The sequence below is a fragment of the Streptomyces sp. NPDC020845 genome, assembly GCF_044334165.1.
Taxonomy (GTDB): domain Bacteria; phylum Actinomycetota; class Actinomycetes; order Streptomycetales; family Streptomycetaceae; genus Streptomyces.
The window spans coordinates 573,359-592,813 of sequence record NZ_JBIRSJ010000005.1 but is presented as its reverse complement, the minus strand read 5'-3'; the positions used below and the strand labels follow the sequence as shown (position 1 = coordinate 592,813).

Annotated in this window: 19 protein-coding genes; 15 read left to right on the top strand and 4 right to left on the bottom strand. The window is 69.5% G+C overall.

What is annotated here, in order from left to right; genetic code table 11:
- Positions 1-9 precede the first annotated feature (9 nt).
- From ACH4U7_RS15770 to ACH4U7_RS15760, 3 genes are all read left to right on the top strand, one after another.
- Positions 10-2,388: a bifunctional polysaccharide deacetylase/glycosyltransferase family 2 protein gene (locus tag ACH4U7_RS15770; protein WP_398528456.1), complete on the top strand. Its 2,379-nt coding sequence runs from the start codon at positions 10-12 to the stop codon at positions 2,386-2,388.
- 332 nt (positions 2,389-2,720) lie between these two features.
- A complete protein-coding gene (locus tag ACH4U7_RS15765) occupies positions 2,721-3,236 on the top strand; it encodes a SigE family RNA polymerase sigma factor (protein ID WP_398528455.1) in 516 nt (171 codons plus the stop codon).
- 53 nt (positions 3,237-3,289) lie between these two features.
- Positions 3,290-3,727: a hypothetical protein gene (locus tag ACH4U7_RS15760; protein WP_398528454.1), complete on the top strand. Its 438-nt coding sequence runs from the start codon at positions 3,290-3,292 to the stop codon at positions 3,725-3,727.
- Between the two features lie 464 nt (positions 3,728-4,191).
- On the opposite strand, the gene ACH4U7_RS15755 is transcribed toward ACH4U7_RS15760, so the two are convergent.
- Positions 4,192-4,782, bottom strand: coding sequence for a TetR/AcrR family transcriptional regulator (locus ACH4U7_RS15755; protein WP_398528453.1), 591 nt, complete (start codon positions 4,780-4,782; stop codon positions 4,192-4,194).
- A gap of 52 nt (positions 4,783-4,834) precedes the next feature.
- On the opposite strand from ACH4U7_RS15755, the gene ACH4U7_RS15750 reads away from it, so the two are divergent.
- Positions 4,835-5,386, top strand: a complete 552-nt coding sequence (locus tag ACH4U7_RS15750) for a GNAT family N-acetyltransferase (protein ID WP_398528452.1) — start codon at positions 4,835-4,837, stop codon at positions 5,384-5,386.
- Here the strand turns inward: ACH4U7_RS15750 and ACH4U7_RS15745 are convergent.
- Both ACH4U7_RS15745 and ACH4U7_RS15740 read right to left on the bottom strand, forming a co-directional pair.
- Positions 5,329-5,979 (bottom strand): hypothetical protein, encoded by a 651-nt coding sequence (locus ACH4U7_RS15745; protein ID WP_398528451.1) that lies wholly within the window; start codon positions 5,977-5,979, stop codon positions 5,329-5,331. The two genes, ACH4U7_RS15750 and ACH4U7_RS15745, sit on opposite strands and share 58 nt — an antisense overlap.
- A gap of 172 nt (positions 5,980-6,151) precedes the next feature.
- Complete coding sequence (locus tag ACH4U7_RS15740) at positions 6,152-6,709, bottom strand: hypothetical protein (RefSeq protein ID WP_385613633.1); 558 nt, start codon at positions 6,707-6,709, stop codon at positions 6,152-6,154.
- A gap of 116 nt (positions 6,710-6,825) precedes the next feature.
- Here ACH4U7_RS15740 and hemL point away from each other — a divergent pair, with 116 nt between their 5' ends.
- The 9 genes from hemL to ACH4U7_RS15695 all read left to right on the top strand — a co-directional run bounded on the left by hemL (position 6,826) and on the right by ACH4U7_RS15695 (position 16,407).
- Positions 6,826-8,142: a glutamate-1-semialdehyde 2,1-aminomutase gene (gene hemL / locus ACH4U7_RS15735; RefSeq protein WP_398528450.1), complete on the top strand. Its 1,317-nt coding sequence runs from the start codon at positions 6,826-6,828 to the stop codon at positions 8,140-8,142.
- Positions 8,143-8,159: 17 nt separating this feature from the next.
- A complete protein-coding gene (locus ACH4U7_RS15730; RefSeq protein ID WP_385614011.1) occupies positions 8,160-8,846 on the top strand; it encodes a histidine phosphatase family protein in 687 nt (228 codons plus the stop codon).
- A 215-nt stretch (positions 8,847-9,061) separates the two neighbouring features.
- The gene (locus tag ACH4U7_RS15725; protein ID WP_398528449.1) at positions 9,062-10,258 is read left to right on the top strand and encodes a hypothetical protein; all 1,197 of its coding nucleotides are present in this window, start codon (positions 9,062-9,064) and stop codon (positions 10,256-10,258) included.
- 127 nt (positions 10,259-10,385) lie between these two features.
- Complete coding sequence (locus ACH4U7_RS15720) at positions 10,386-11,003, top strand: TlpA family protein disulfide reductase (RefSeq protein WP_398528448.1); 618 nt, start codon at positions 10,386-10,388, stop codon at positions 11,001-11,003.
- 4 nt (positions 11,004-11,007) lie between these two features.
- Positions 11,008-11,775 carry a cytochrome c biogenesis CcdA family protein gene (locus tag ACH4U7_RS15715; RefSeq protein ID WP_385613642.1) on the top strand — a complete coding sequence of 256 codons (768 nt, stop codon included), beginning with the start codon at positions 11,008-11,010 and terminating at the stop codon, positions 11,773-11,775.
- A 3-nt stretch (positions 11,776-11,778) separates the two neighbouring features.
- Positions 11,779-13,539 carry a cytochrome c biogenesis protein ResB gene (locus tag ACH4U7_RS15710; protein ID WP_398528447.1) on the top strand — a complete coding sequence of 587 codons (1,761 nt, stop codon included), beginning with the start codon at positions 11,779-11,781 and terminating at the stop codon, positions 13,537-13,539.
- Entirely contained in the window at positions 13,536-14,627 is a 1,092-nt protein-coding gene (gene ccsB / locus ACH4U7_RS15705) for a c-type cytochrome biogenesis protein CcsB (RefSeq protein ID WP_398528446.1), read from the top strand. Before ACH4U7_RS15710 ends, ccsB begins: the two co-directional genes overlap by 4 nt.
- 77 nt (positions 14,628-14,704) lie before the next feature.
- Complete coding sequence (locus ACH4U7_RS15700) at positions 14,705-15,346, top strand: RNA polymerase sigma factor (RefSeq protein WP_398528445.1); 642 nt, start codon at positions 14,705-14,707, stop codon at positions 15,344-15,346.
- Entirely contained in the window at positions 15,343-16,407 is a 1,065-nt protein-coding gene (locus ACH4U7_RS15695) for a CU044_5270 family protein (protein ID WP_398528444.1), read from the top strand. The genes ACH4U7_RS15700 and ACH4U7_RS15695 overlap by 4 nt, the downstream gene beginning before the upstream one ends.
- 111 nt (positions 16,408-16,518) lie before the next feature.
- On the opposite strand, the gene ACH4U7_RS15690 is transcribed toward ACH4U7_RS15695, so the two are convergent.
- Positions 16,519-16,920 (bottom strand): PLD nuclease N-terminal domain-containing protein, encoded by a 402-nt coding sequence (locus ACH4U7_RS15690; protein WP_398528443.1) that lies wholly within the window; start codon positions 16,918-16,920, stop codon positions 16,519-16,521.
- An 84-nt stretch (positions 16,921-17,004) separates the two neighbouring features.
- On the opposite strand from ACH4U7_RS15690, the gene ACH4U7_RS15685 reads away from it, so the two are divergent.
- Positions 17,005-18,456, top strand: coding sequence for a menaquinone biosynthesis decarboxylase (locus tag ACH4U7_RS15685; protein ID WP_398528442.1), 1,452 nt, complete (start codon positions 17,005-17,007; stop codon positions 18,454-18,456).
- Between the two features lie 58 nt (positions 18,457-18,514).
- Entirely contained in the window at positions 18,515-19,438 is a 924-nt protein-coding gene (gene mqnP / locus ACH4U7_RS15680) for a menaquinone biosynthesis prenyltransferase MqnP (protein WP_398528441.1), read from the top strand.
- Positions 19,439-19,455: the final 17 nt, after the last annotated feature.

Here is a 19,455-nt window from a genome sequence, read left to right as displayed (position 1 = left end):
CTTCCTGACGTGACCGACCGCAGACGCCGCAAAGCTCCTCCTCCTCCTCCTCGCCGCAGCCGCGCCCGCCAGATCACCCCTCGCACCCATTGGCTGCTGCTGAGTGTGCTCGCGCTGACTCTGTCGACGGCCCTGCTGCTGCAGGGTTACACCCATCACATGTTCGGTCTCTCGTCGGACAGCGCGGCCGGAACCCGCGGGCGGAGCGGCACGGTGCCCAGCCAAGTGGTCCACGGCGGCCCGGTGATCGCGGATGCCGCCACCTCTCCGCACACCGCCCGGGTGAAGTCCCGTACCGTCGCGCTGACCTTCGACGGCGGCCCGGACCCGGTCTGGACGCCACGGATCCTGGATGTGCTGCGCCGCAACCGTGTGCACGCGACCTTCTTCGTCGTGGGCACCCAGGTCTACGCCCACCCGGAGCTGGTCCGCCGGATCGTCGCCGAGGGCCACCAGATCGGCATCACCTCCTTCACCCATGCCGACCTGAGCCGCCTCGCCCCATGGCACCGTTCCCTGGAACTGCACGAGACACAGCTGGCGGTGGCCGGCGCCGCGAAGGTGACCACCACACTGCTGAGGCCGCCGTTCTCCTCCAGGAACGACGCACTGGACGACGCCGACTGGTCCGTCCTCGAGCAGGCCGACGGGGCGGGCTATGTCACCGTCCTCGCCACCCGGGACGCCGGGGACTGGCAGCGTCCTGGTGCGGACCGCATTCTCGCCAACGCGACACCGCGCGGCCACGCCGGCCAGATCGTGCTGATGCACGATGCCGGCGGTGACCGCTCGCAGACCGTCACCGCACTGTCCGCCCTGGTGCCACGGCTCAAGGCACAGGGCTTCACGTTCGCGACGGTCTCCGATGCGGTCGGCATGGCCGAACCAGTCCGGTCCGCCGGGCTCGGTGACCATCTCCAGGGGCTGGCCCTCATCAAGGTGCTGCAGGGCGGCGACTGGGTCGTATGGCTGTTGGGCCTGCTGATGTACGCGGCGGGAGGGATCAGCGTGCTGCGTGCGGTGGTCGTGCTGATCGCCGCCCGGAGGCACCGGCGCCTGCGGACCGGGCGGGGCGGGTCCTGGGGGCCGCCGGTGACCGAGCCGGTCAGCGTCATCGTCCCCGCCTACAACGAGAGCGCCGGGATCGAGGCCGCCGTACGCTCACTGCTCGCCTCGGACCATCCGGTCGAGATCATCGTGGTGGACGACGGGTCCACCGACGGCACCGCCGACTTGGTGGAATCGCTCCACCTGCCGGTGCGGGTGATCCGCCAGCAGAACGCGGGCAAGCCCGCCGCGCTCAACACCGGACTCGCCGCCGCCACCTGTGACCTGGTGGTCATGGTCGACGGCGACACGGTCTTCGAACCGGACACCGTCCGCACCCTCGTGCAGCCCTTCGCCGACCCGCGCGTGGGCGCCGTCTCCGGCAACGCCAAGGTCGTCAACCGCGGCGGCCTGCTGGGCCGTTGGCAGCACATCGAGTACGTCATCGGGTTCAACCTCGACCGCCGCCTGTTCGACCTCGCCAAATGCATGCCGACGGTACCCGGTGCGGTCGGCGCGTTCCGCCGCCAGGCGCTCCTGGACCTCGGTGGCGTCAGCGACGTCACCCTGGCCGAGGACACCGACCTCACCATGGCCCTGTGCCGCACCGGCTGGCGCGTGGTCTATGAGGAGCACGCGCGGGCCTGGACCGAGGCGCCCGCGTCCCTGAACGCCCTATGGCGGCAGCGATACCGCTGGTGCTACGGCACCCTGCAGGCGATGTGGAAGCACCGCGGCGCCCTGGTGCAGCGCGGCGCCGCCGGAAAGCTCGGCCGCCGGGGCCTGGTCTATCTGCTGCTCTTCCAGGTGCTGTTGCCCCTGCTCGCACCCGTCGTGGACATCTTCGCCCTGTACGGGCTGGTCTTCCTCGACCCGGTCCGGATCGTCGGGCTGTGGCTCGCCTTCCTGCTGCTGCAACTCGGGATGGGTCTGTACGCGTTCCGCCTGGACGGGGAGAGTCCGGGCCCGCTGTGGAGCCTGCCCCTGCAGCAGTTCGTCTACCGGCAACTGATGTACCTGGTGGTGATCCAGTCCGTCTTCACCGCCGTGTCCGGCTCACGGCTGCGATGGCAGCGCATGGAGCGCTACGGCAGCCTGCAAACCCCGGACGGCACAGAGGCACCGCCCAAGGACCTCACCCCGCAGGAGCCCGGCTTTCCGCAGCCGACACCGTACGAGGGTTACGAGGGTTATCCGCAGTCGGCGCCGTACGACGCCATCGAGCAGCCTGCACCGTACGGGGGCTATCCGCAGTCGGCACCCTACGACAGCCTCGCGGAGCCCTCACCCCACACCGGTATCCGGCAGCCCGCACCATATGAGACACCGCGGTTGTACTGAGACGCCATCCGCTTTCCGAACGTGATCGGTTGGTCCGGGATGGTGGGCATGAACTCCGGTCCGCAGATCGGTGGTGTGCGGGTCAGTTCTCGACGGCGCGCCCGGAATGGGCCCGCCACTTGGCGTCGGCGGGGACGCGGGCCTCGCCCATGGAGTCGTGCTCGATGCGGTATTCGCTCCTGCCGGTTACAGCGACCGACCGGGTCAGCGGGGATGTTGGTCCGCCCGGGTGCCGCACAACTCTGTTGCTGCTGTGACTCAGGTCTCATCGCGTACGTGCAGCAGATCCCGGGGGTCTCCGTCGAGGAGGGGTGACAGGAAGGGAGGAGCGTGTGGAGACGGACTTCGACGGTTTCGTCGCCGCCCGGTCGGCCGCGCTGTTCCGGGGCGCCCTCGTCCTGACGGGGAACCGCGACGCCGCCGAGGATCTGGTCCAGGAGACCCTGGAGCGGGCCTGCCGCAAGTGGCGCACGATCTCCGCCAAGGATGCCCCGGAGGCCTATGTACGGCGGATCATGGTCAACCTGGCCAACGACCGCTGGCGCCGCTTCCGCCGTACGGCATTGCAGGCGGACGGCCCCGACCAGGCCGCCCGCGGCGACGAGTACGGACAGGTCGACAGCAGGGACCAGTTGGTGCGCGCGCTACAGCAACTGCCCATGCGGATGCGGACGGTGGTGGTACTGCGGTACCTCCACGACCTCTCGGACACCGAGATCGCGGCCGACCTGGGCATCTCGCCGAGCACGGTGCGCTCCCAGCTCGCCCGGGGGATCGAGAAGCTCAGAAGCCAGTTCCCCGCACTCTCCAACCCTTCACCACGGCAGCCCACGGAAGGAATCCGATGACTTCGTACGGCGACGCACGGGCTTCCGGCTGCACATCTTTCGAAGAGGAACTGATGAACGCCATGAACCGTTACGCGAATTCCGCCGAGGCGCCCGAATTCGACGCGCCCGGGATCGTGCGCCGCACCCGGCGCAGGAGGGCCGTCGGCATCGGCGCCGTCGCCGCCGCCCTCCTCGTGGTGGGCGGGGGAACCGCTCTGGCCACCTCGGTCGCGGGCGGCTCGCACTCGGCGGTGAGCAGCACGGTCATCAAGAGTGACGCCACCACACTGCTGTTCGACAACCATGGCGTGACCATCCCGATGGACTTCTCGCGCCTGGACCTGGTGCTCGCCAAGCAGGCGCTCCTGAAGACGCAGACGAAGCTCGGCACCGTCACCAAGAAGGCCGTCGAGAACTGCAAGCCCGGTTCGGTGGTAGGTGTGGACCCGCACACCCCGAAGATCGTCAAGTCTGGCGACACGGTCAACCTGACCCTGTGCGCCGACTGATCTGAGTCCGCCAAGATCATCCCCCGCGGTGTCTTCGATTGGTACGGCTGGTGCCCCGCCTTACGCAGCCGATGGCGGAGGTTGTGCGGCGACGGCGTTCCGTGACGCCTGACGTCACCGCCGCGAAAAAGAGACCCTGCGACGTGACGGGGATGACCGTGGGCACGGTGAAACCGCTCTTGGCCGCCAGGCGCGCAAACTGCGTGCCGATGCCCGCGTTGCGGACCACACGTTCGGCGCTGTCGACCACCGGCGATGCCCGTAACGGGCCTCCTCCGTCCGGATGTTCATTCTGCGGGCCTCATCAGGAGTGACGCGAGCAAGACGGTATTCCTCGTACTGGTCGAAGACTTGGCCGTCGACACTGAAGATCGCCTTCCGGGTCCAGACGACGGAACTCAGCCGCCCCACGGGTAGAGACGGGAAGTCCACCGCTCCGTCGGCGTCATGAAGGCTCATGCTGTCTACGGGCGGGCGCTCAGGTTTGCCAGGTAGTCGTCCAGGAGATCGACTTGCCGCTGTGGCGGGAACGCCGCGGGGTCGAACAGGGCCTGGACCACCAGGCCGAGGATGAAGGACGAGGCGCCGGCCGCGATGTGCGCGGGGTCGCCCGGGGGCAGTTCGCCGAGCTCTTGGGCTGCGGCCACCCGCTCGCTCAGCCTGTCGCGGCTTTGGGCGTACTTGCGGGCGTAGTCGGTGCTCAGGGCGGGGTCGGAGAGCGCGGCGTCCCAGGAAGAGACCCAGATCCGGTTGCTGTCGGTGGCCGCGGGAGTCAGCGGCAGGATGTCGAGCAGTGCGGCCCTGAGGGCGGCCAGACCTTTGCCCGCTTGGCGGCGCGGGCGGGAGACGGTGCGCTCTTCGAGCAGGTCAAGTGCGTATTCCACCAAGGCATGTTTGGTGGGGAAGTAGTGCGTGAGCAGGCCGGTGGTCGCGCCGAGTTCGGCGGCGACGGCGCGCAGGGTCAGGCCGGCGAAGCCGCGTGTGGCCATCACTTTCCAGACGGCTTCGGAGACGTCGCGTCGGCGGGCCTCGTGGTCTCCCTTGGTGCGTGGCATGCCGCCACGGTACATTGCCGTAACGCTTGTTATGTGAATGGGGAGGCCGCTCATGTTCTCGCTGCCGCTTGGCGACGGTGCTCGTCTTGGTCCGCTGGAGGTCTGGCATGCCGAGGAGTTCGCCGACCATCTGGACCGGGCTCGCGAGCACATTCGCCCCTGGGTCGGGCCCGCGTTCGTCACCGACGATGTGGACGGGGCGCGGGCCACGCTCAACCGGTACGCCAAGGCCCAGGCCGACGACGGCGCCCGGCTGTACGGCATCTGGCGGGACGGGGCGCTGGCCGGCGGCGTGATGTTCACCGATTTCAATGCCGCTTTCGGTGGCTGCGAGATCGGCTGCTGGCTGGAGCCGTCCGCCGAGGGCCACGGGCTGGTCACGCAGGCGTGCGGCGCCTTGGTGGACTGGGCGTTCACCTCCCGGGGGCTGCACCGGGCCGAGTGGCACTGCCGGGCCGACAACGACCGAAGCTCGGCGGTGGCCAAGCGGCTCGGCATGACGCTGGAGGGCGTGCGACGCGAGGCATGGCCGTACGAGGGCGTGCGCTACGACAAGCAGATCTGGGCGGTCCTCGCTCCCGACTGGCGAGCCCTGAGCCGGTGACCGGCGGCGAGTCCGCCGTGGTCGCCACCGGCTGAACCCGGCAGCTCGTTTTTGCCGCACGACGCGCGCAGCATCTCGACGCGGTCCTCACGGTCCATGGTCTCGTCGGCATGCATGGCGCTGATCGACCGCTGAAGGAGGTTCGGCTCGACCGCCAGGCGCTGGATTATCCGGTCGCAGCCGTAGCGGAAGGCCGTATGCATTTCGACAGCTTCCTGGTCCGGGTAGCGGTAGCCGAAGGGGCTGCCCTCCTCGGCGCCCAGGTAGTCGCCCTTCAGGGTTCGCAGGAGAGCGCGCAGAGCAAACTCGGCACCGTTCTCCTCGATGAGACGGACACCGACCTGCACCCATCCGTCCGACTTCATGCCACCCGGTTCTCCCTCCCGCACTGCGCGCCACAGGGGCAGGAACCGCGCCACCTCGGCCGTCGGGTCCCGGGGCGGATCGACGCAGGCGGCGGCGAGCACCGCCACGATCGACCGCACGGTCTCCCAGCGCGGGACGTTCAGGCCCTTGAGGGGCGTACGGACGCCCTCATGGCTGACGACCGCCGGGCGGTCGCCTTCAGCGATCAGGGCGCTCACCTTTCCCATGCCGGGGCAGCCCGCCGCCCGGTGGAGCTCTTCCGCGGCACGTACCCCATGCCATGAGGGGCACCGCCCCGGGCACCCCTGCGGTCGACCCGAGCGATGGGGACCGTACATCCAGAGAGCCATGACGAGGCCGCGACCCGAAGGCCCTGCCTAAACCGCAAGAAACCCCAGCTCAGGGCCACACCAGGCAATAAGGCTGATGTCCCGCCTCATGCAGCCGGTGCGAGAAGTCCTGCCATTCGTGCAGCAGCCGGTAGACCGTGAAGGCGTCGCGGGGGCCGCCGCGGTCGGGGACGGTGGACCAGATGAAGGCGGCGGCGCCGACGGCCTCCTCGCCGACGCCGCGGAGCGGGTCGACGGCGGTCATGGGGAGCTTGACCACGGCGTAGTCGGGGTGGAGGACGACGAGTTCGAGCGGGGGCACCTTGTGGAGGGGGACGCCTTCGATGCCGGTGAGGACCATCGCGGCCACCGTCTCCGGCTTGATCTTGGTGAACATGCCATGGCCGAGCTCGTCGCCGCCGAGCTCCTCGGGACGCATGGAGATGGGGACCCGGGCGGCGGTCGCGCCGTCGGGCGCGCCGAAGTACTTGTACGTCACCCCCATACGCCCGCTCCCGCTTCTGCGTGCGCCGCTTGCGTCGTCCCCGCGGCGCCTATGGCGTCCAGGGCGGGCGCGCTCGGGACCTCGATCGTCGGTCCCTTCACCCAGTTCGCCACCGCGATGCATATCTCCACCCGACCACTCGCGGCACCTGCCGCGCAACCCGATCATCGTGTCAGAGACCTCCCCCGCGCCAGTCGTGTGAAACGCCCGGCGGCAGTTCTTAGTCAGCCTCTGACAACATGGCATGCGTGAGCTATCCGTACGCAGCACCAGTTTCGCAGACGCTTTTCGACCGCGCGGCCGTCGTGACGCCCGGCGGCGTGAATTCTCCGGTGCGGGCGTTCCGCGCCGTGGGTGGTACGCCCCGCTTCATGGTGTCCGGTACCGGTCCGTACCTCACCGATGCCGACGGACGGGAGTACGTCGACCTCGTCTGCTCGTGGGGGCCGATGATCCTCGGCCATGCGCACCCCGAGGTGACGGCGGCGGTGCAGGCGGCCGTGGTGCGGGGGACCTCGTTCGGGACGCCGGGGGAGGGGGAGGTCGCGCTCGCCGAGGAGATCGTGGCGCGGGTCGGGCCCGTGGACCAGGTGCGCCTGGTCTCCTCGGGGACCGAGGCGACGATGTCGGCGATCCGGCTGGCGCGCGGGTTCACCGGGCGGGCGAAGGTGATCAAGTTCGCGGGCTGCTACCACGGGCATGTGGACGCGCTGCTCGCCGCGGCGGGGTCCGGGGTGGCCACCTTCGGGCTGCCGGACACGCCGGGGGTGACGGGCGCGCAGGCCGGGGAGACCGTGGTGCTGCCGTACAACGACCTGGACGCGGTGCGGGCGGCCTTCGCCGCGCATCCGGACGACATCGCGTGTGTGATCACCGAGGCGTCGCCGGGCAACATGGGCGTGGTGCCGCCGCTGCCGGGGTTCAACGCGGGGCTGAAGGAGCTGTGCGCCGAGCACGGCGCGCTGTACATCTCCGACGAGGTCATGACCGGCTTCCGGGTCTCGAAGGCCGGCTGGTACGGGATCGACGGCGTGGAGCCCGACCTGATGACTTTCGGCAAGGTCATGGGCGGCGGCTTCCCGGCCGCGGCGTTCGGCGGGCGCGCCGACGTCATGGCGCGGCTCGCCCCGGCCGGCCCGGTCTACCAGGCGGGCACCCTGTCCGGGAACCCGATCGCGACCGCGGCGGGCCTGGCGCAGCTGCGGCTGCTGGACGAGGCGGCGTACGCGGCGGTGGACGCGGCGTCCGCGCGGCTGCGGGCGCTGGTGACGGAGGCGCTGGCCAAGGAGGGGGTCGAGCACCGGGTGCAGGCCGCCGGAAACATGTTCTCGGTGTTCTTCACCGGGGACGAGGTCACCGACTACGAGAAGGCCAAGGCGCAGCAGGCGTACCGGTTCACGGCCTTCTTCCACTCGATGCTGTCCCAGGGCGTCTACCTTCCGCCGTCCGCCTTCGAGTCGTGGTTCGTGTCCACGACGCACGACGAGCGGGCGCTGGAGCGGGTGGCGGAGGCTTTGCCGGGGGCGGCGCGGGCCGCCGCCGAGGCGACTGAATGATGGGCCCTATGACCCCTATGACAAACAGCGACAACGACATCACCGTCGTGCATGTGATGCGGCACGGCGAGGTGGAGAACCCCACGGGTGTGCTGTACGGGCGGCTGCCCGGCTACCACCTCTCGGACCTCGGCCGACAGATGGCCGACCGGGTCGCCGAGCACCTGGCCGAGCGAGACATCACCCATGTCGTGGCCTCGCCGCTGGAGCGGGCGCAGGAGACGGCGGCGCCGATCGCCAAGGCGCACGGTCTGGATGTGGGGACCGACCGGCGGCTGATCGAGGCGGCCAACGTCTTCCAGGGGAAGACGTTCGGCGTGGGCGACGGCGCGCTGCGCCGGCCGGCCAACTGGAAGTACCTGACCAACCCCTTTCGCCCCTCCTGGGGCGAGCCCTACATCGACCAGGTCGTGCGGATGATGGCGGCCATCGGGGTGGCGCGGGATGCCGCGCGCGGGCACGAGGCGGTCTGCGTCAGCCATCAGCTGCCGATCTGGATCGTGCGCAGCTTCGTGGAGCGGCGGCGGCTGTGGCACGACCCGCGCAAGCGGCAGTGCACCCTGGCCAGCCTCACCAGCTTCACCTACCGCGGCGACAACATCGTCTCGGTCGGCTACAGCGAGCCGGCGCGCGATCTGGTCCCGGCGCATCTGCTCGCGGGCGCCAGGCCCGTGAAGGGGGCCTCCAAGGGGTACGGCGCATGACCGGCGGCGGGCCTCCAAGGGGTACGGCGTATGACCGGCGGCGCATGACCGGCGGGTACACGGCCGATATGTAATGGAACGGAAACAGCGCGTCGACGTTTCGATTCGGTGGCGCTGATTCGGAACCTCGGTATTCGCATCGCCATCTCAACGGGCGTCCGCAGGACCTGGCGGACCCCGGAAGCCGGTTACGGCGAGAGCGAATTGAGGACACGATGCGGGAGATCAGCCGGAGGGGGATTCTCGGTCTGGGAGCGGGGGCGGCGGCGTCGCTGGCCGTCGCCGGCTGCTCCTCGTCGTCGGGATCCGGATTCACCCCCAAGCCGGGCAGGACGACGCAGGCGCGGCCGAAGCCGATCGGCGACGGCTCCACCGCGCACACCGGGAAGCAGCCGAACCAGCCGTCCGCGCCGGAGCGGCTGGAGCCGGGCCAGAAGCCGCCGCAGTTCGTGGTCTTCTCCTGGGACGGGGCGGGAGAGGTCGGCAACGGCCTCTTCCCGCGGTTCCGCAAGCTCGCCAAGGACCACGGCGCGGCCATGACCTTCTTCCTCTCCGGTCTCTACTGCCTGCCGGAGTCGAAGAAGCGGCTGTACCAGCCGCCGAACAACCCGGTCGGCGCCTCCGACATCGGCTATCTCACCGACGATCACGTCCGGATGACCCTGGAGAACGTGCGCGAGGCATGGCTGGAAGGCCATGAGATAGGCACCCACTTCAACGGCCACTTCTGCGCCGGAAGCGGCTCGGTCGGCAACTGGACGCCCGCCCAGTGGCGGTCGGAGATCGACCAGGCTGTGTCGTTTGTCACAAAGTGGCGGACGAACACCGGCTTCAAGGACCTCGACCCGCTGCCCTTCGACTACAGCAAGGAACTCGTCGGCGGCCGCACCCCGTGTCTGCTCGGCCAGGACAACCTGCTGCCGACCGCCAAGGAGCTGGGCTGGCGCTATGACGCGAGCTCGCCCGGCGGGCGTCAGGTGTGGCCGACGAAGAAGCTGGGCATCTGGGACTTCCCGCTGCAGCAAATACCGTTCCCCGGGCATTCCTTCGAGGTCCTGTCCATGGACTACAACATCCTCGCCAACCAGTCCCGGAATTCGACGAATGCCCCGCCGGCCAACTACCCGGGCTGGCGCGAGCAGGCGACCCAGGCGTACATCTCCGGATTCCAGCGGGCCTACGAGAGCAACCGCGCCCCCTTCTTCATCGGCAATCACTTCGAAAAGTGGAACGGCGGCATTTACATGGACGCCGTCGAAGCGGCGATCAAGCACATCGCCGACGAAAAGCACAAGGACGTCCGGCTGGTGTCCTTCCGGCAGCTCACGGACTGGATGGACGCCCAGGACCCCAAGGTCCTCCAGCATCTGCAGGGGTTCGGCGTGGGCCAGCGGTGGAGCGCCGCCGCCTGAGCGGGCGGCCCGGCCGACCGGGCCGAAGGCACGGCCGAGAAGGCGCAGAGGGAACGCCGGGACGCTGCCGGGACGGTGCCGAGGGGGGTGCCGTAGATCCGCGAAAGGCGCATGCGAAACTTTTCACATGAGTGCCCGCCGCGCCTCTCGGCGCCTCGCGATCCGCCCTCGCGCAACCGTGCTGGCCACCGGCGCCGCGGTAGCCGCGCTGACCCTGTCCGCCTGTGGAGCGGGCGGCACCTCGGGCGGCTCCAGCGACACCAAGTTCATCCAGGGCAAGGGCGGCGTGGACACCGTCGCCAAGGGCGACCGAAAACACGCCCCCGAGCTGACCGGCAAGACCCTCGACGGCGACAAGCTCGATCTCGCCGACTACAAGGGCAAGATCGTCGTGATCAACGTCTGGGGCTCGTGGTGCACGCCGTGCCGGGCCGAGGCGCCCAACCTCGTCAAGGTCGCGAAGGACACCGAGGCGGACGGGGTGCAGTTCGTGGGGATCAACACCCGTGACCCGGACCCCGCCAACGCGATTCAGTTCGAGAAGGAATTCAAGGTCGACTATCCGAGCCTGTACGACCCGATCGGCAAGCTCATGCTGCGCTTCCCCAAGGGCAGCCTCAATCCGCAGGCCATCCCCACGACCATCGTCCTGGACCGGGAAGGCCGGATCGCGGCGCGCGCGCTCACCCCGCTCAGTGAGGAGAGCCTGCGCAAGATGCTCAAGCCGCTGATCGAGGAGAAGTGACGCTGTGAGCATTCTGGCCGCGGCCGTCCCCGGCGCCAATGAGACCGTCCTGACCGGGGCGCTGCTGGTGGCGCTGCCGGTCGCCGTCTTCGGTGGCCTGGTCTCCTTCTTCTCTCCTTGCGTCCTGCCGCTGGTGCCCGGCTATATGTCGTATGTCACAGGCGTCACCGGTACGGATCTGGGCGAGGCCAAGCGCGGCCGGATGCTGGCCGGCGCCTCCCTCTTCGTACTCGGCTTCACCGCCGTCTTCGTCTCCGCCGGCGCGCTCTTCGGCAACTTCGGCTGGACGCTGCAGGAGCACAAGGAAACTCTCTCCAAGGTGCTCGGGGTCATCACGATCGTCATGGGCCTCGCCTTCATGGGGATGCTGAAGGGCTTCGGGCAGCGGGAGTTCCGCTTTCATATGAAGCCCGGGATGGGCCTGGTGGGCGCGCCGTTGCTGGGCGCCCTGTTCGGCGTGGGCTGGACCCCGTGCCTGGGCCCCACCCTCACCGCGGTCAACGCCCTGGCGCTGAACGAGGCGAGCGCGGGGCGCGGTGCCCTGCTGATGGTCGCGTACTGCCTCGGTCTCGGGCTGCCGTTCATCGCCGTGGCCATCGCCTACCGGCGCATGCTCGGCGCCTTCAGCTGGGTCAAGCGGCACTACGTCTGGGTGATGCGGATCGGCGGCGGCATGCTGGTCGCCCTCGGGGTGCTGCTCCTCACAGGTGTCTGGGACAGCATGATGGGCGACATGCAGGCCTGGGCCTTGCGCTTCAACGTTGGGATCTGATCGATGTCCACCACCGATACCGACACCGCCACCGGCAGCAGCGAACCCCCCGGCAAGGCCGTCAAGGGAGCCGAGGCCGCCGGGCCCGCCGACGAGCGCGACCTCGGCGCGGCGGGGGCGCAGCTGTCCACGGCCCCCGCCGAGGAGATCAGCGTCTCCTCGATGGGGCCGATCGGCTGGGCCCGGTGGTTCTGGCGGCAGCTGACCTCGATGCGGGTGGCGCTACTGCTGCTCTTCCTGCTGTCGCTCGGTGCGATCCCCGGCTCGCTGGTCCCGCAGACGGGCATCGACCCGGTCAAGGTGGAGAACTTCAAGCAGCGGCACGAAACGCTCGCGCCGGTCTACGAGAAGCTGGGGCTCTTCCACGTCTACAGCTCGGTGTGGTTCTCCGCGATCTACATCCTCCTGTTCGTCTCGCTGATCGGCTGTATCGTCCCGCGCACCTGGCAGTTCATCGGCCAGCTGCGCAGCCGTCCGCCGGGCGCCCCGCGCCGGCTGACCCGGCTGCCCGCCTACACCACCTGGCGGACCGAGGCCGAGCCGGAGCGGGTGCTGGAGACCGCCCAGCGGATCATGAAGCGGCGCCGCTTCCGGACCCATACGGTCGGTGGCGCGGTGGCCTCCGAGAAGGGCTATCTGCGCGAGGCCGGCAACCTCCTGTTCCATATCGCGCTGATCGTGATGCTGGTGGCCTTCGCCGTCGGGCAGCTGTACAAGGCCGAGGGCGGGAAGCTGATCGTCGAGGGCGACGGCTTCGCCAACAATCTGACGCAGTACGACGACTTCAAATCCGGCACCCTCTTCGACAAGAACGACCTCGCTCCCTTCGGTTTCCAACTGGACCGCTTCACGGCGACCTATGAGCGCAGCGGCCCCCAGAAGCGCACCCCCCGCACCTTCCGCGCCGATGTCACCTACTGGGAGGGTGCGGACGGCAAGGAGCACAAGACCTCGATCAAGGTCAATGAGCCCCTGGAGATCGCGGGTTCCAAGGTCTATCTGCTCGGTCACGGGTATGCCCCGATCGTCACGGTGCGCGACGGGCAGGGCAAGGTCGCGTTCCGCGGGGCGGTGGCCTCGCTGCCGATCGACGCGGTCAACCTCACCGAGAACGTAGTGATCAAGGTCCCGGACTACCGCGACAAGAACAACAAGAAGGACCAGCTCGGCTTCCAGGGGCAGTTCGTGCCGACCCTCGACCTCAACACGGGCACGATGTTCTCCCAGTTCCCGGCGCTGGACAATCCGGCGCTCATCCTGACCGTCTACCACGGCAGCCTGGGCGTGGACGCCGGGATCCCGCAGAACGTCTACCAGCTCGACACTTCGCGGATGAAGCAGTTCAAGGAGTCCGACGGGTCGGCCTTCGCGAAGGCGCTCAAGGTGGGCGACACCATGAAGCTGCCGAACGGCGCCGGGACCCTCAAGTTCGAGGGCATCAAGACCTGGGCCACCTTCCAGATCTCCCACCGGCCGGGCAACGACTACGCGCTCGTGGGCGCCGTCGCCGCCCTGATCGGCCTCGCCGCCTCCCTGTTCATCCAGCGCCGCCGGGTATGGGTCCGCGCGGTGACCGGAGACGACGGCGTCACCGTCGTCGAGATGGCGGGGCTCGGCCGCAGCGAGTCCGCCAAGCTTCCCGAAGAACTCGCCGACCTCGCCGTGGCCCTGCAGTCCGAGGCCCCGCCCGCGCCGGAGCCGGAGCCGAATCCGGATATCGACACCGCACAAACCGCTGATCCTGCCGAAGGAGCGCGCGCGTGAACCTCGCTGCCGAAACCAACGAGAGCCTGGCCCATTTCAGCAATGTGCTGATCTACTCGGCCATGGCGGTCTACACCCTCGCCTTCCTCGCCCATATCGCCGAGTGGGTGTTCGGCAGTCGCAGCGCCGTCGGCCGCACCGCCGCCGCCATCACCGCCGACTCCGCCGCCTCAGCCCCCGCAGCCTTGTCCAGGGCCTCTGTGCGGGGCGCCCAGGGCGGCGGCACCGCCGTCCTCGAACGCCCCAAGATCGTCACCCGCTCCGCCGCGGGCACCCGTGACGTCCCCGACGGGCCCGGCGCCGCGGGCGGCACCGAACAGGGCGATCTGTACGGCCGGATCGCCGTCGGCCTCACCGTGCTCGCCTTCCTGATGCACGTCGGCGCCGTGCTCACCCGCGCCCTGTCCGTACAGCGCGCCCCCTGGGGCAACATGTACGAGTTCTCCACGACCTTCGCCATGGTCGCGGTCGGTGCGTATCTCACCCTTCTCGCGCTGAAGAAGAATGTGCGCTGGATCGGGCTCCCCCTCGTCACCACGGTCCTCCTCGACCTCGGTCTCGCTGTCTCTGTCTTGTACACCGCCAGCGACCAGTTGGTTCCCGCCCTCCACTCGTACTGGCTGTGGATCCACGTCAGCTGCGCGATCATCTCCGGCGCCTGCCTCTACCTGGGCGCCGTCTCCACGCTGCTCTACCTCTTCCGTGACCGGTACGAGGAGAAGCTGGCCAAGGGCGAGCAGCCCGGCCGCTTCGCGTCCGTCCTGGAGCGGCTGCCCGCGGCAGGCAGCCTCGACAAGTTCGCGTACCGCATCAACGCCACGATCTTCCCGCTGTGGACCTTCACGATCATCGCGGGCGCGATCTGGGCCGAGGCCGCCTGGGGCCGCTACTGGGGCTGGGATCCCAAGGAGGTCTGGTCCTTCATCACCTGGGTCGCCTACGCCACCTATCTGCACGCCCGCGCCACCGCCGGCTGGAAGGGCCGCAAGGCCGCCTACCTCGCGCTGATCGCGTTCGGCTGCTACCTCTTCAATTACTACGGCGTGAACATCTTCATCAGCGGCAAGCACTCCTACGCCGGAGTCTGAACCGCCGCCGCCCGCAGGGCCGGTTCCCGTGACCAAGGTCACGGGAACCGGCCCTCGTCGTTCGGACAGTCCCCGTCGTGGAGAAGAATCTTCGAGCCCGTATCAGAGACGGGGACCCCGAAGCCTTCGGGGAGCTCTTCGACGCCTGTGCGCGCTCCGTCTACAACCATGCCTACCGCCTGACCGGGGACTGGTCGACGGCGGAGGACATGGTGTCCCTGACCTTCCTCGAAGCCTGGCGGCTGCGCGAGCGGATCGACCCGGAAGGCGGCAGCCTGCGCCCCTGGCTGCTGGGCATCGCCACCAACACCGTCCGCAACGCCCGGCGTGCCACCCGCCGCCACGCTGCCGCCGTCAGTCGGCTGCCGCGCCAGGAGGCCGTACGCGACTTCGCGGACGACGTCGCCTCCCGTATCGACGACGCCGAACTGCTCGCCTCCGTGACGACCGCCCTCAAGGCCCTGCGCCGCCCCGAGCGCGAAGTCCTCGCGCTGTGCGTCTGGTCCGGCCTCGACTACGCGGCCGCGGCCGAGGCCCTTGGCGTGCCCGTGGGCACGGTGCGCTCACGGCTGTCCCGCGCCCGCAAGAAGCTTGCCGCGGCGGCGGACAAAGCCACGCGAAAGACCGCCGAGGAGAACCGGGAACCCGCCCGCCGCCGCGCACAGATGAGTGATGGCCGCACAACCGCGGCCAGGCCCATCCAGGAGGGAAACCGATGAACGACATCCCGACTCTCCCCGAGAGAGACCTGCCGCCGGGCCGTCACCGGCTCCTCAAGGAGCATCTGATGCGCGAGATCCGGCAGGCCGACGAGGTCCGGCGGCCCGACGCCGAGACGGCCGAAGAGCCCCGCAGGGCATGGCTGCGCCCGGCCGTCGCGGGCCCCGCCCTCGCCGCTGCCCTCGCGCTCGCCGTGGTCGGCGGGCTCGCGGTGACGGGAGCGGACGACGGCGACGGCCTGCGGGTCGGCCCAGACGGCACGGCCACGTACGCCTTCGCGCCGCGGGTCAACGGGGACACCGAGGACAACGCGCCCGAAGTGCTGGGCCGCATCGCGACCGTGGCGGAGAAGTCGTCGGCGTCGTCGGCGGCGGAGTGGAAGGGCGGCGGGGGCATCCGCGACGACCAGTACGTGTACATCCACAGCAAGGTGGCCTTCGAGAGCCAGGTGAACGGCGGGCCCCCCAAGCTCGACCCGCTGCACCGCCGCGAGGTCTGGCTGTCGGTGGACGGCTCCCGCAACGGGCTGCTGCGCGAGCCCGGCCGGCCGGACAACAAGGTCCAGCCCCTGGACCCCGAACCCGCCCAGGGCAAGCCTGGCTACGACAGGTCGACCAGCTACCGCCATCTCCAGTCCCTCCCCACCGATCCCGGCGCGATGCGGAAGTGGATCTACACCACGGTGGAGCGGACCCGGGACCCTGAGCGGTCGCTGGACCAGGACGCGTTCGTGCTCGTCGGCGACCTCATCCGCGAATCGCTGATGCCGCCGAAGGTGAGCGTCGCGCTCTACCGAGCGGCGGCGGAGATCCCCGGTGTGGTCGTCGTGCCCGATGCCGTGGACGCCGCCGGGCGGCACGGGGTCGCCGTCGCGCGGGTCGACTCCGGCCGCTCCGCCATCCGCGAGGAGCTGATCTTCAACCAGCAGACGGGCGAGTACCTGGGCGAGCGCAGCGTCGCGCTCAAGGACGGTGACGGCCACAAGGCCGGACAGGTCACCGGCACCGCCGCGATCCTGGACCGCGCGGTCGTGGACAAGCTGGACCAGCGCCCGCAGTGACGGCGTGACACAAAGAGCGTCGTATACAGAGCCCGCCACCTGAGCCGCTGAGACGCGCAGGGGCGTACGGGCCCACCAGCCCGTACGCCCCTGCGCCTCGCCCTTGGAGGTTTACTCCTTCGCGTCCCCCGAACCTTCCTCGTTCTTGCGGCGCAGCTCCTCCTCGCGGCGGCGCAGGTCCGCCTCCCAGTCCTTGAGCAGTTCCTCGTCGTCCTTCTTGTTCTCCTCGCGGAGGGACTTGAGGAATTCGGGGTTGTCGTCCGGGGCCACCCACTGCTGCTGTGGCCCGGCCGAGGAACGGCCGCCACCGCCCGCGCCCGCGATCGCGGCCCGGTTCTTGCCCGCCACCAGCCAGGCGATCGGGCCGATCAGCACCTCGCCGAAGAGCAGCACGATGATCACCCAGACCACCTTGGGCAGGTGGCGCACTTCCTCTTCGGGGGTGTTGAGGCAGTCGATGAAGGCGTAGATCCACAGCGCCAGGATGAGCAGGAAGGGCAGATACCTGAGCATGATGGCCGGTCCCCGGGGAACGATGGTGGGCCGCACGTGGCCCCATGACGGCTCCAGGGTAGTCCGTACCGGATACTGGAACGCATGGCTTATGACGATCTTCGCTCCTTTCTGCGGGCGCTTGACCGCGAGGGAGACCTCAGGCGCATCAAGGCCGAAGTCGACCCGTATCTGGAGATCGGGGAGATCGTCGACCGGGTGAACAAGTCAGGCGGTCCGGCGCTGCTCTTCGAGAACGTCAAGGGCTCGGCCATGCCGCTGGCGATGAACGTCTACGGCACCGATCGCCGCCTCCTCAAGGCCCTTGGGCTCGCCTCGTACGACGAGATCGGCGAGAAGATCGGCGGGCTGGTCAAGCCGGAGCTGCCGCACGGCTTCGGCGGGCTGCGCGAGGCGTTCGGGAAGCTCGGCGCGGTGGCGCATGTGCCGCCGAAGAAGGTGAAGGACGCGCCCGTGCAGGAGGTGGTGCTCACGGGCGACGACGTCGACCTGGAGGCGCTGCCCGCGCTGTTCACCTGGCCCGAGGACGGCGGGTCCTTCTTCAACCTCGGCCTGACCCACACCAAGCACCCCGAGACCGGGGCCCGGAACCTGGGCCTGTACCGGCTGCAGCGTCATGACCGCCGCACCATCGGGATGCACTGGCAGATCCACAAGGACAGCCGCAACCACTACCAAGTGGCCGCCAGACGCGGCGAGAAGCTGCCGGTGGCGATCGCCTTCGGCGCGCCGCCCGCCGTGACGTACGCCGCGACGGCCCCGCTGCCCGGCGATATCGACGAATACCTCCTCGCGGGCTTCGTCCAGGGCAAGCGGGTCGAGATGGTCGACTGCAAGACGGTGCCCCTTCAGGTCCCGGCCCACGCCGAGGTGGTCATCGAGGGCTGGCTGGAGCCCGGGAAGATGCTGCCCGAGGGCCCGTTCGGCGACCACACCGGCTTCTACACCCCGCAGGAGCCCTTCCCGGCGCTCACCATCGACTGTGTGACGATGCGGCAGCGCCCGCTGCTCCAGTCGATCGTGGTGGGCCGTCCGCCGACCGAGGACGGGCCGCTGGGGCGGGCGACGGAGCGGTTCTTCCTCCCGCTGCTCAAGATCATCATCCCGGACATCGTGGACTACCACCTCCCGGAGTCGGGCGGCTTCCACAACTGTGCGATCGTCTCCATCGAGAAGAAGTACCCGAAACACGCACAGAAGGTGATGCACGCCATTTGGGGTGCGCACATGATGTCGCTGACCAAGCTGATCGTCGTGGTCGACGCCGACTGCGACGTCCACGATCTGCACGAGGTGTCCTGGCGGGCGCTGGGCAACACCGACTACGCCCGCGACCTGACCGTCGCCGAGGGTCCGGTCGACCATCTCGACCACGCCTCGTACCAGCAGTTCTGGGGCGGCAAGGCGGGCATCGACGCCACGGCGAAGTGGCCCGAGGAGGGCTATACGCGCGACGGCGGCTGGCCGCGGATGGTCGAGTCCGACCCCGAGACGGCCGATCGGGTGACACGGCGATGGAAGGAGTACGGGCTGTGACAGGCGCGGCGAGAACGGAGTCGGGCGGCGCGGGCACGCCCCTTGCTGGGGTGGCCCGATGAGCGCCGACTCCGCGACCTCCGGCATCCTCGGCCCCGAATCCGCGCCGCCCGGCCGCGTCCGCGCCTTTCTGCGGCTGGTGATGATCGAGCACTCGGTCTTCGCGCTGCCCTTCGCCTACATCGCCTCGCTGACCGCGATGGAGCTGTGGGACGGCACGGTCCACTGGCTGCGGCTGCTGCTGGTGACGGTCGCCATGGTGGGGCTGCGCACCTTCGCCATGGCCTGCAACCGGATCATCGACCGGGAGATCGACGCCCGCAATCCGCGCACCGCGGGGCGTGAGCTGGTCACCGGCGCCGTGCCGGTGCGCTCCGCCTGGATCGGCGCGCTGGTCGCGCTCGCCGTCTTCCTCGGCGCGGCCGCGCTGCTGAACCCGCTGTGTCTGGCCCTGGCGCCGGTCGCGGTGGTCCCGATGGTGGTCTATCCGTACGGGAAGCGCTTTACGAACTTCCCGCACGCCATCCTCGGCCTCGCCCAGGCGATGGGCCCGGTCGGGGCGTGGATCGCGATCACGGGGGAGTGGTCCTGGGACGCGGTGATCCTCGGCCTCGCGGTCGGCATCTGGATCGGCGGCTTCGATCTGATCTACGCCTGCCAGGACGTGGCCGCCGACCGGGCCCACGGGGTGAAGTCGGTGCCGGCCCGCTTCGGTATCGCGGGGGCGCTGTACGGGGCGCGGGTCTGTCACGTCGTCACCACGCTGCTGCTGGGCTGGTATGGGCTGGCCACCGACGCCGGGTTCTTCTTCTGGCTCGGTCTGCTGATCGTGGCGGCGGCCTTCTGGTACGAGCACTCGGTCGTGCGGCCCGGCGATCTGTCCCGGCTGAACCGCGCCTTCTTCACCGTCAACGGCTTCGTCGGCATCGCGCTGTTCTGCTGTGCGCTGCTCGACCTGCTGGTGCGGGGGCTGAGCCCATGAGGCCCGTTGGTTAGGCT

Excerpts from the sequence above, each read along its gene's own strand:
- ACH4U7_RS15755 (WP_398528453.1), bottom strand. The coding sequence starts at position 4,782 with ATGCCACGCACCAAGGGAGACCACGAGGCCCGCCGACGCGACGTCTCC.
- ACH4U7_RS15685 (WP_398528442.1), top strand. The coding sequence starts at position 17,005 with ATGGCTTATGACGATCTTCGCTCCTTTCTGCGGGCGCTTGACCGCGAG.
- ACH4U7_RS15690 (WP_398528443.1), bottom strand. The coding sequence starts at position 16,920 with ATGCTCAGGTATCTGCCCTTCCTGCTCATCCTGGCGCTGTGGATCTAC.
- mqnP (WP_398528441.1), top strand. The coding sequence starts at position 18,515 with ATGAGCGCCGACTCCGCGACCTCCGGCATCCTCGGCCCCGAATCCGCG.
- ACH4U7_RS15720 (WP_398528448.1), top strand. The coding sequence starts at position 10,386 with ATGAGTGCCCGCCGCGCCTCTCGGCGCCTCGCGATCCGCCCTCGCGCA.
- hemL (WP_398528450.1), top strand. The coding sequence starts at position 6,826 with ATGGCATGCGTGAGCTATCCGTACGCAGCACCAGTTTCGCAGACGCTT.
- ACH4U7_RS15740 (WP_385613633.1), bottom strand. The coding sequence starts at position 6,709 with ATGCATCGCGGTGGCGAACTGGGTGAAGGGACCGACGATCGAGGTCCC.
- ACH4U7_RS15750 (WP_398528452.1), top strand. The coding sequence starts at position 4,835 with ATGTTCTCGCTGCCGCTTGGCGACGGTGCTCGTCTTGGTCCGCTGGAG.
- ACH4U7_RS15710 (WP_398528447.1), top strand. The coding sequence starts at position 11,779 with ATGTCCACCACCGATACCGACACCGCCACCGGCAGCAGCGAACCCCCC.
- ACH4U7_RS15760 (WP_398528454.1), top strand. The coding sequence starts at position 3,290 with ATGAACGCCATGAACCGTTACGCGAATTCCGCCGAGGCGCCCGAATTC.
- ACH4U7_RS15695 (WP_398528444.1), top strand. The coding sequence starts at position 15,343 with ATGAACGACATCCCGACTCTCCCCGAGAGAGACCTGCCGCCGGGCCGT.
- ACH4U7_RS15725 (WP_398528449.1), top strand. The coding sequence starts at position 9,062 with ATGCGGGAGATCAGCCGGAGGGGGATTCTCGGTCTGGGAGCGGGGGCG.
- ACH4U7_RS15730 (WP_385614011.1), top strand. The coding sequence starts at position 8,160 with ATGACAAACAGCGACAACGACATCACCGTCGTGCATGTGATGCGGCAC.
- ACH4U7_RS15745 (WP_398528451.1), bottom strand. The coding sequence starts at position 5,979 with ATGGGAAAGGTGAGCGCCCTGATCGCTGAAGGCGACCGCCCGGCGGTC.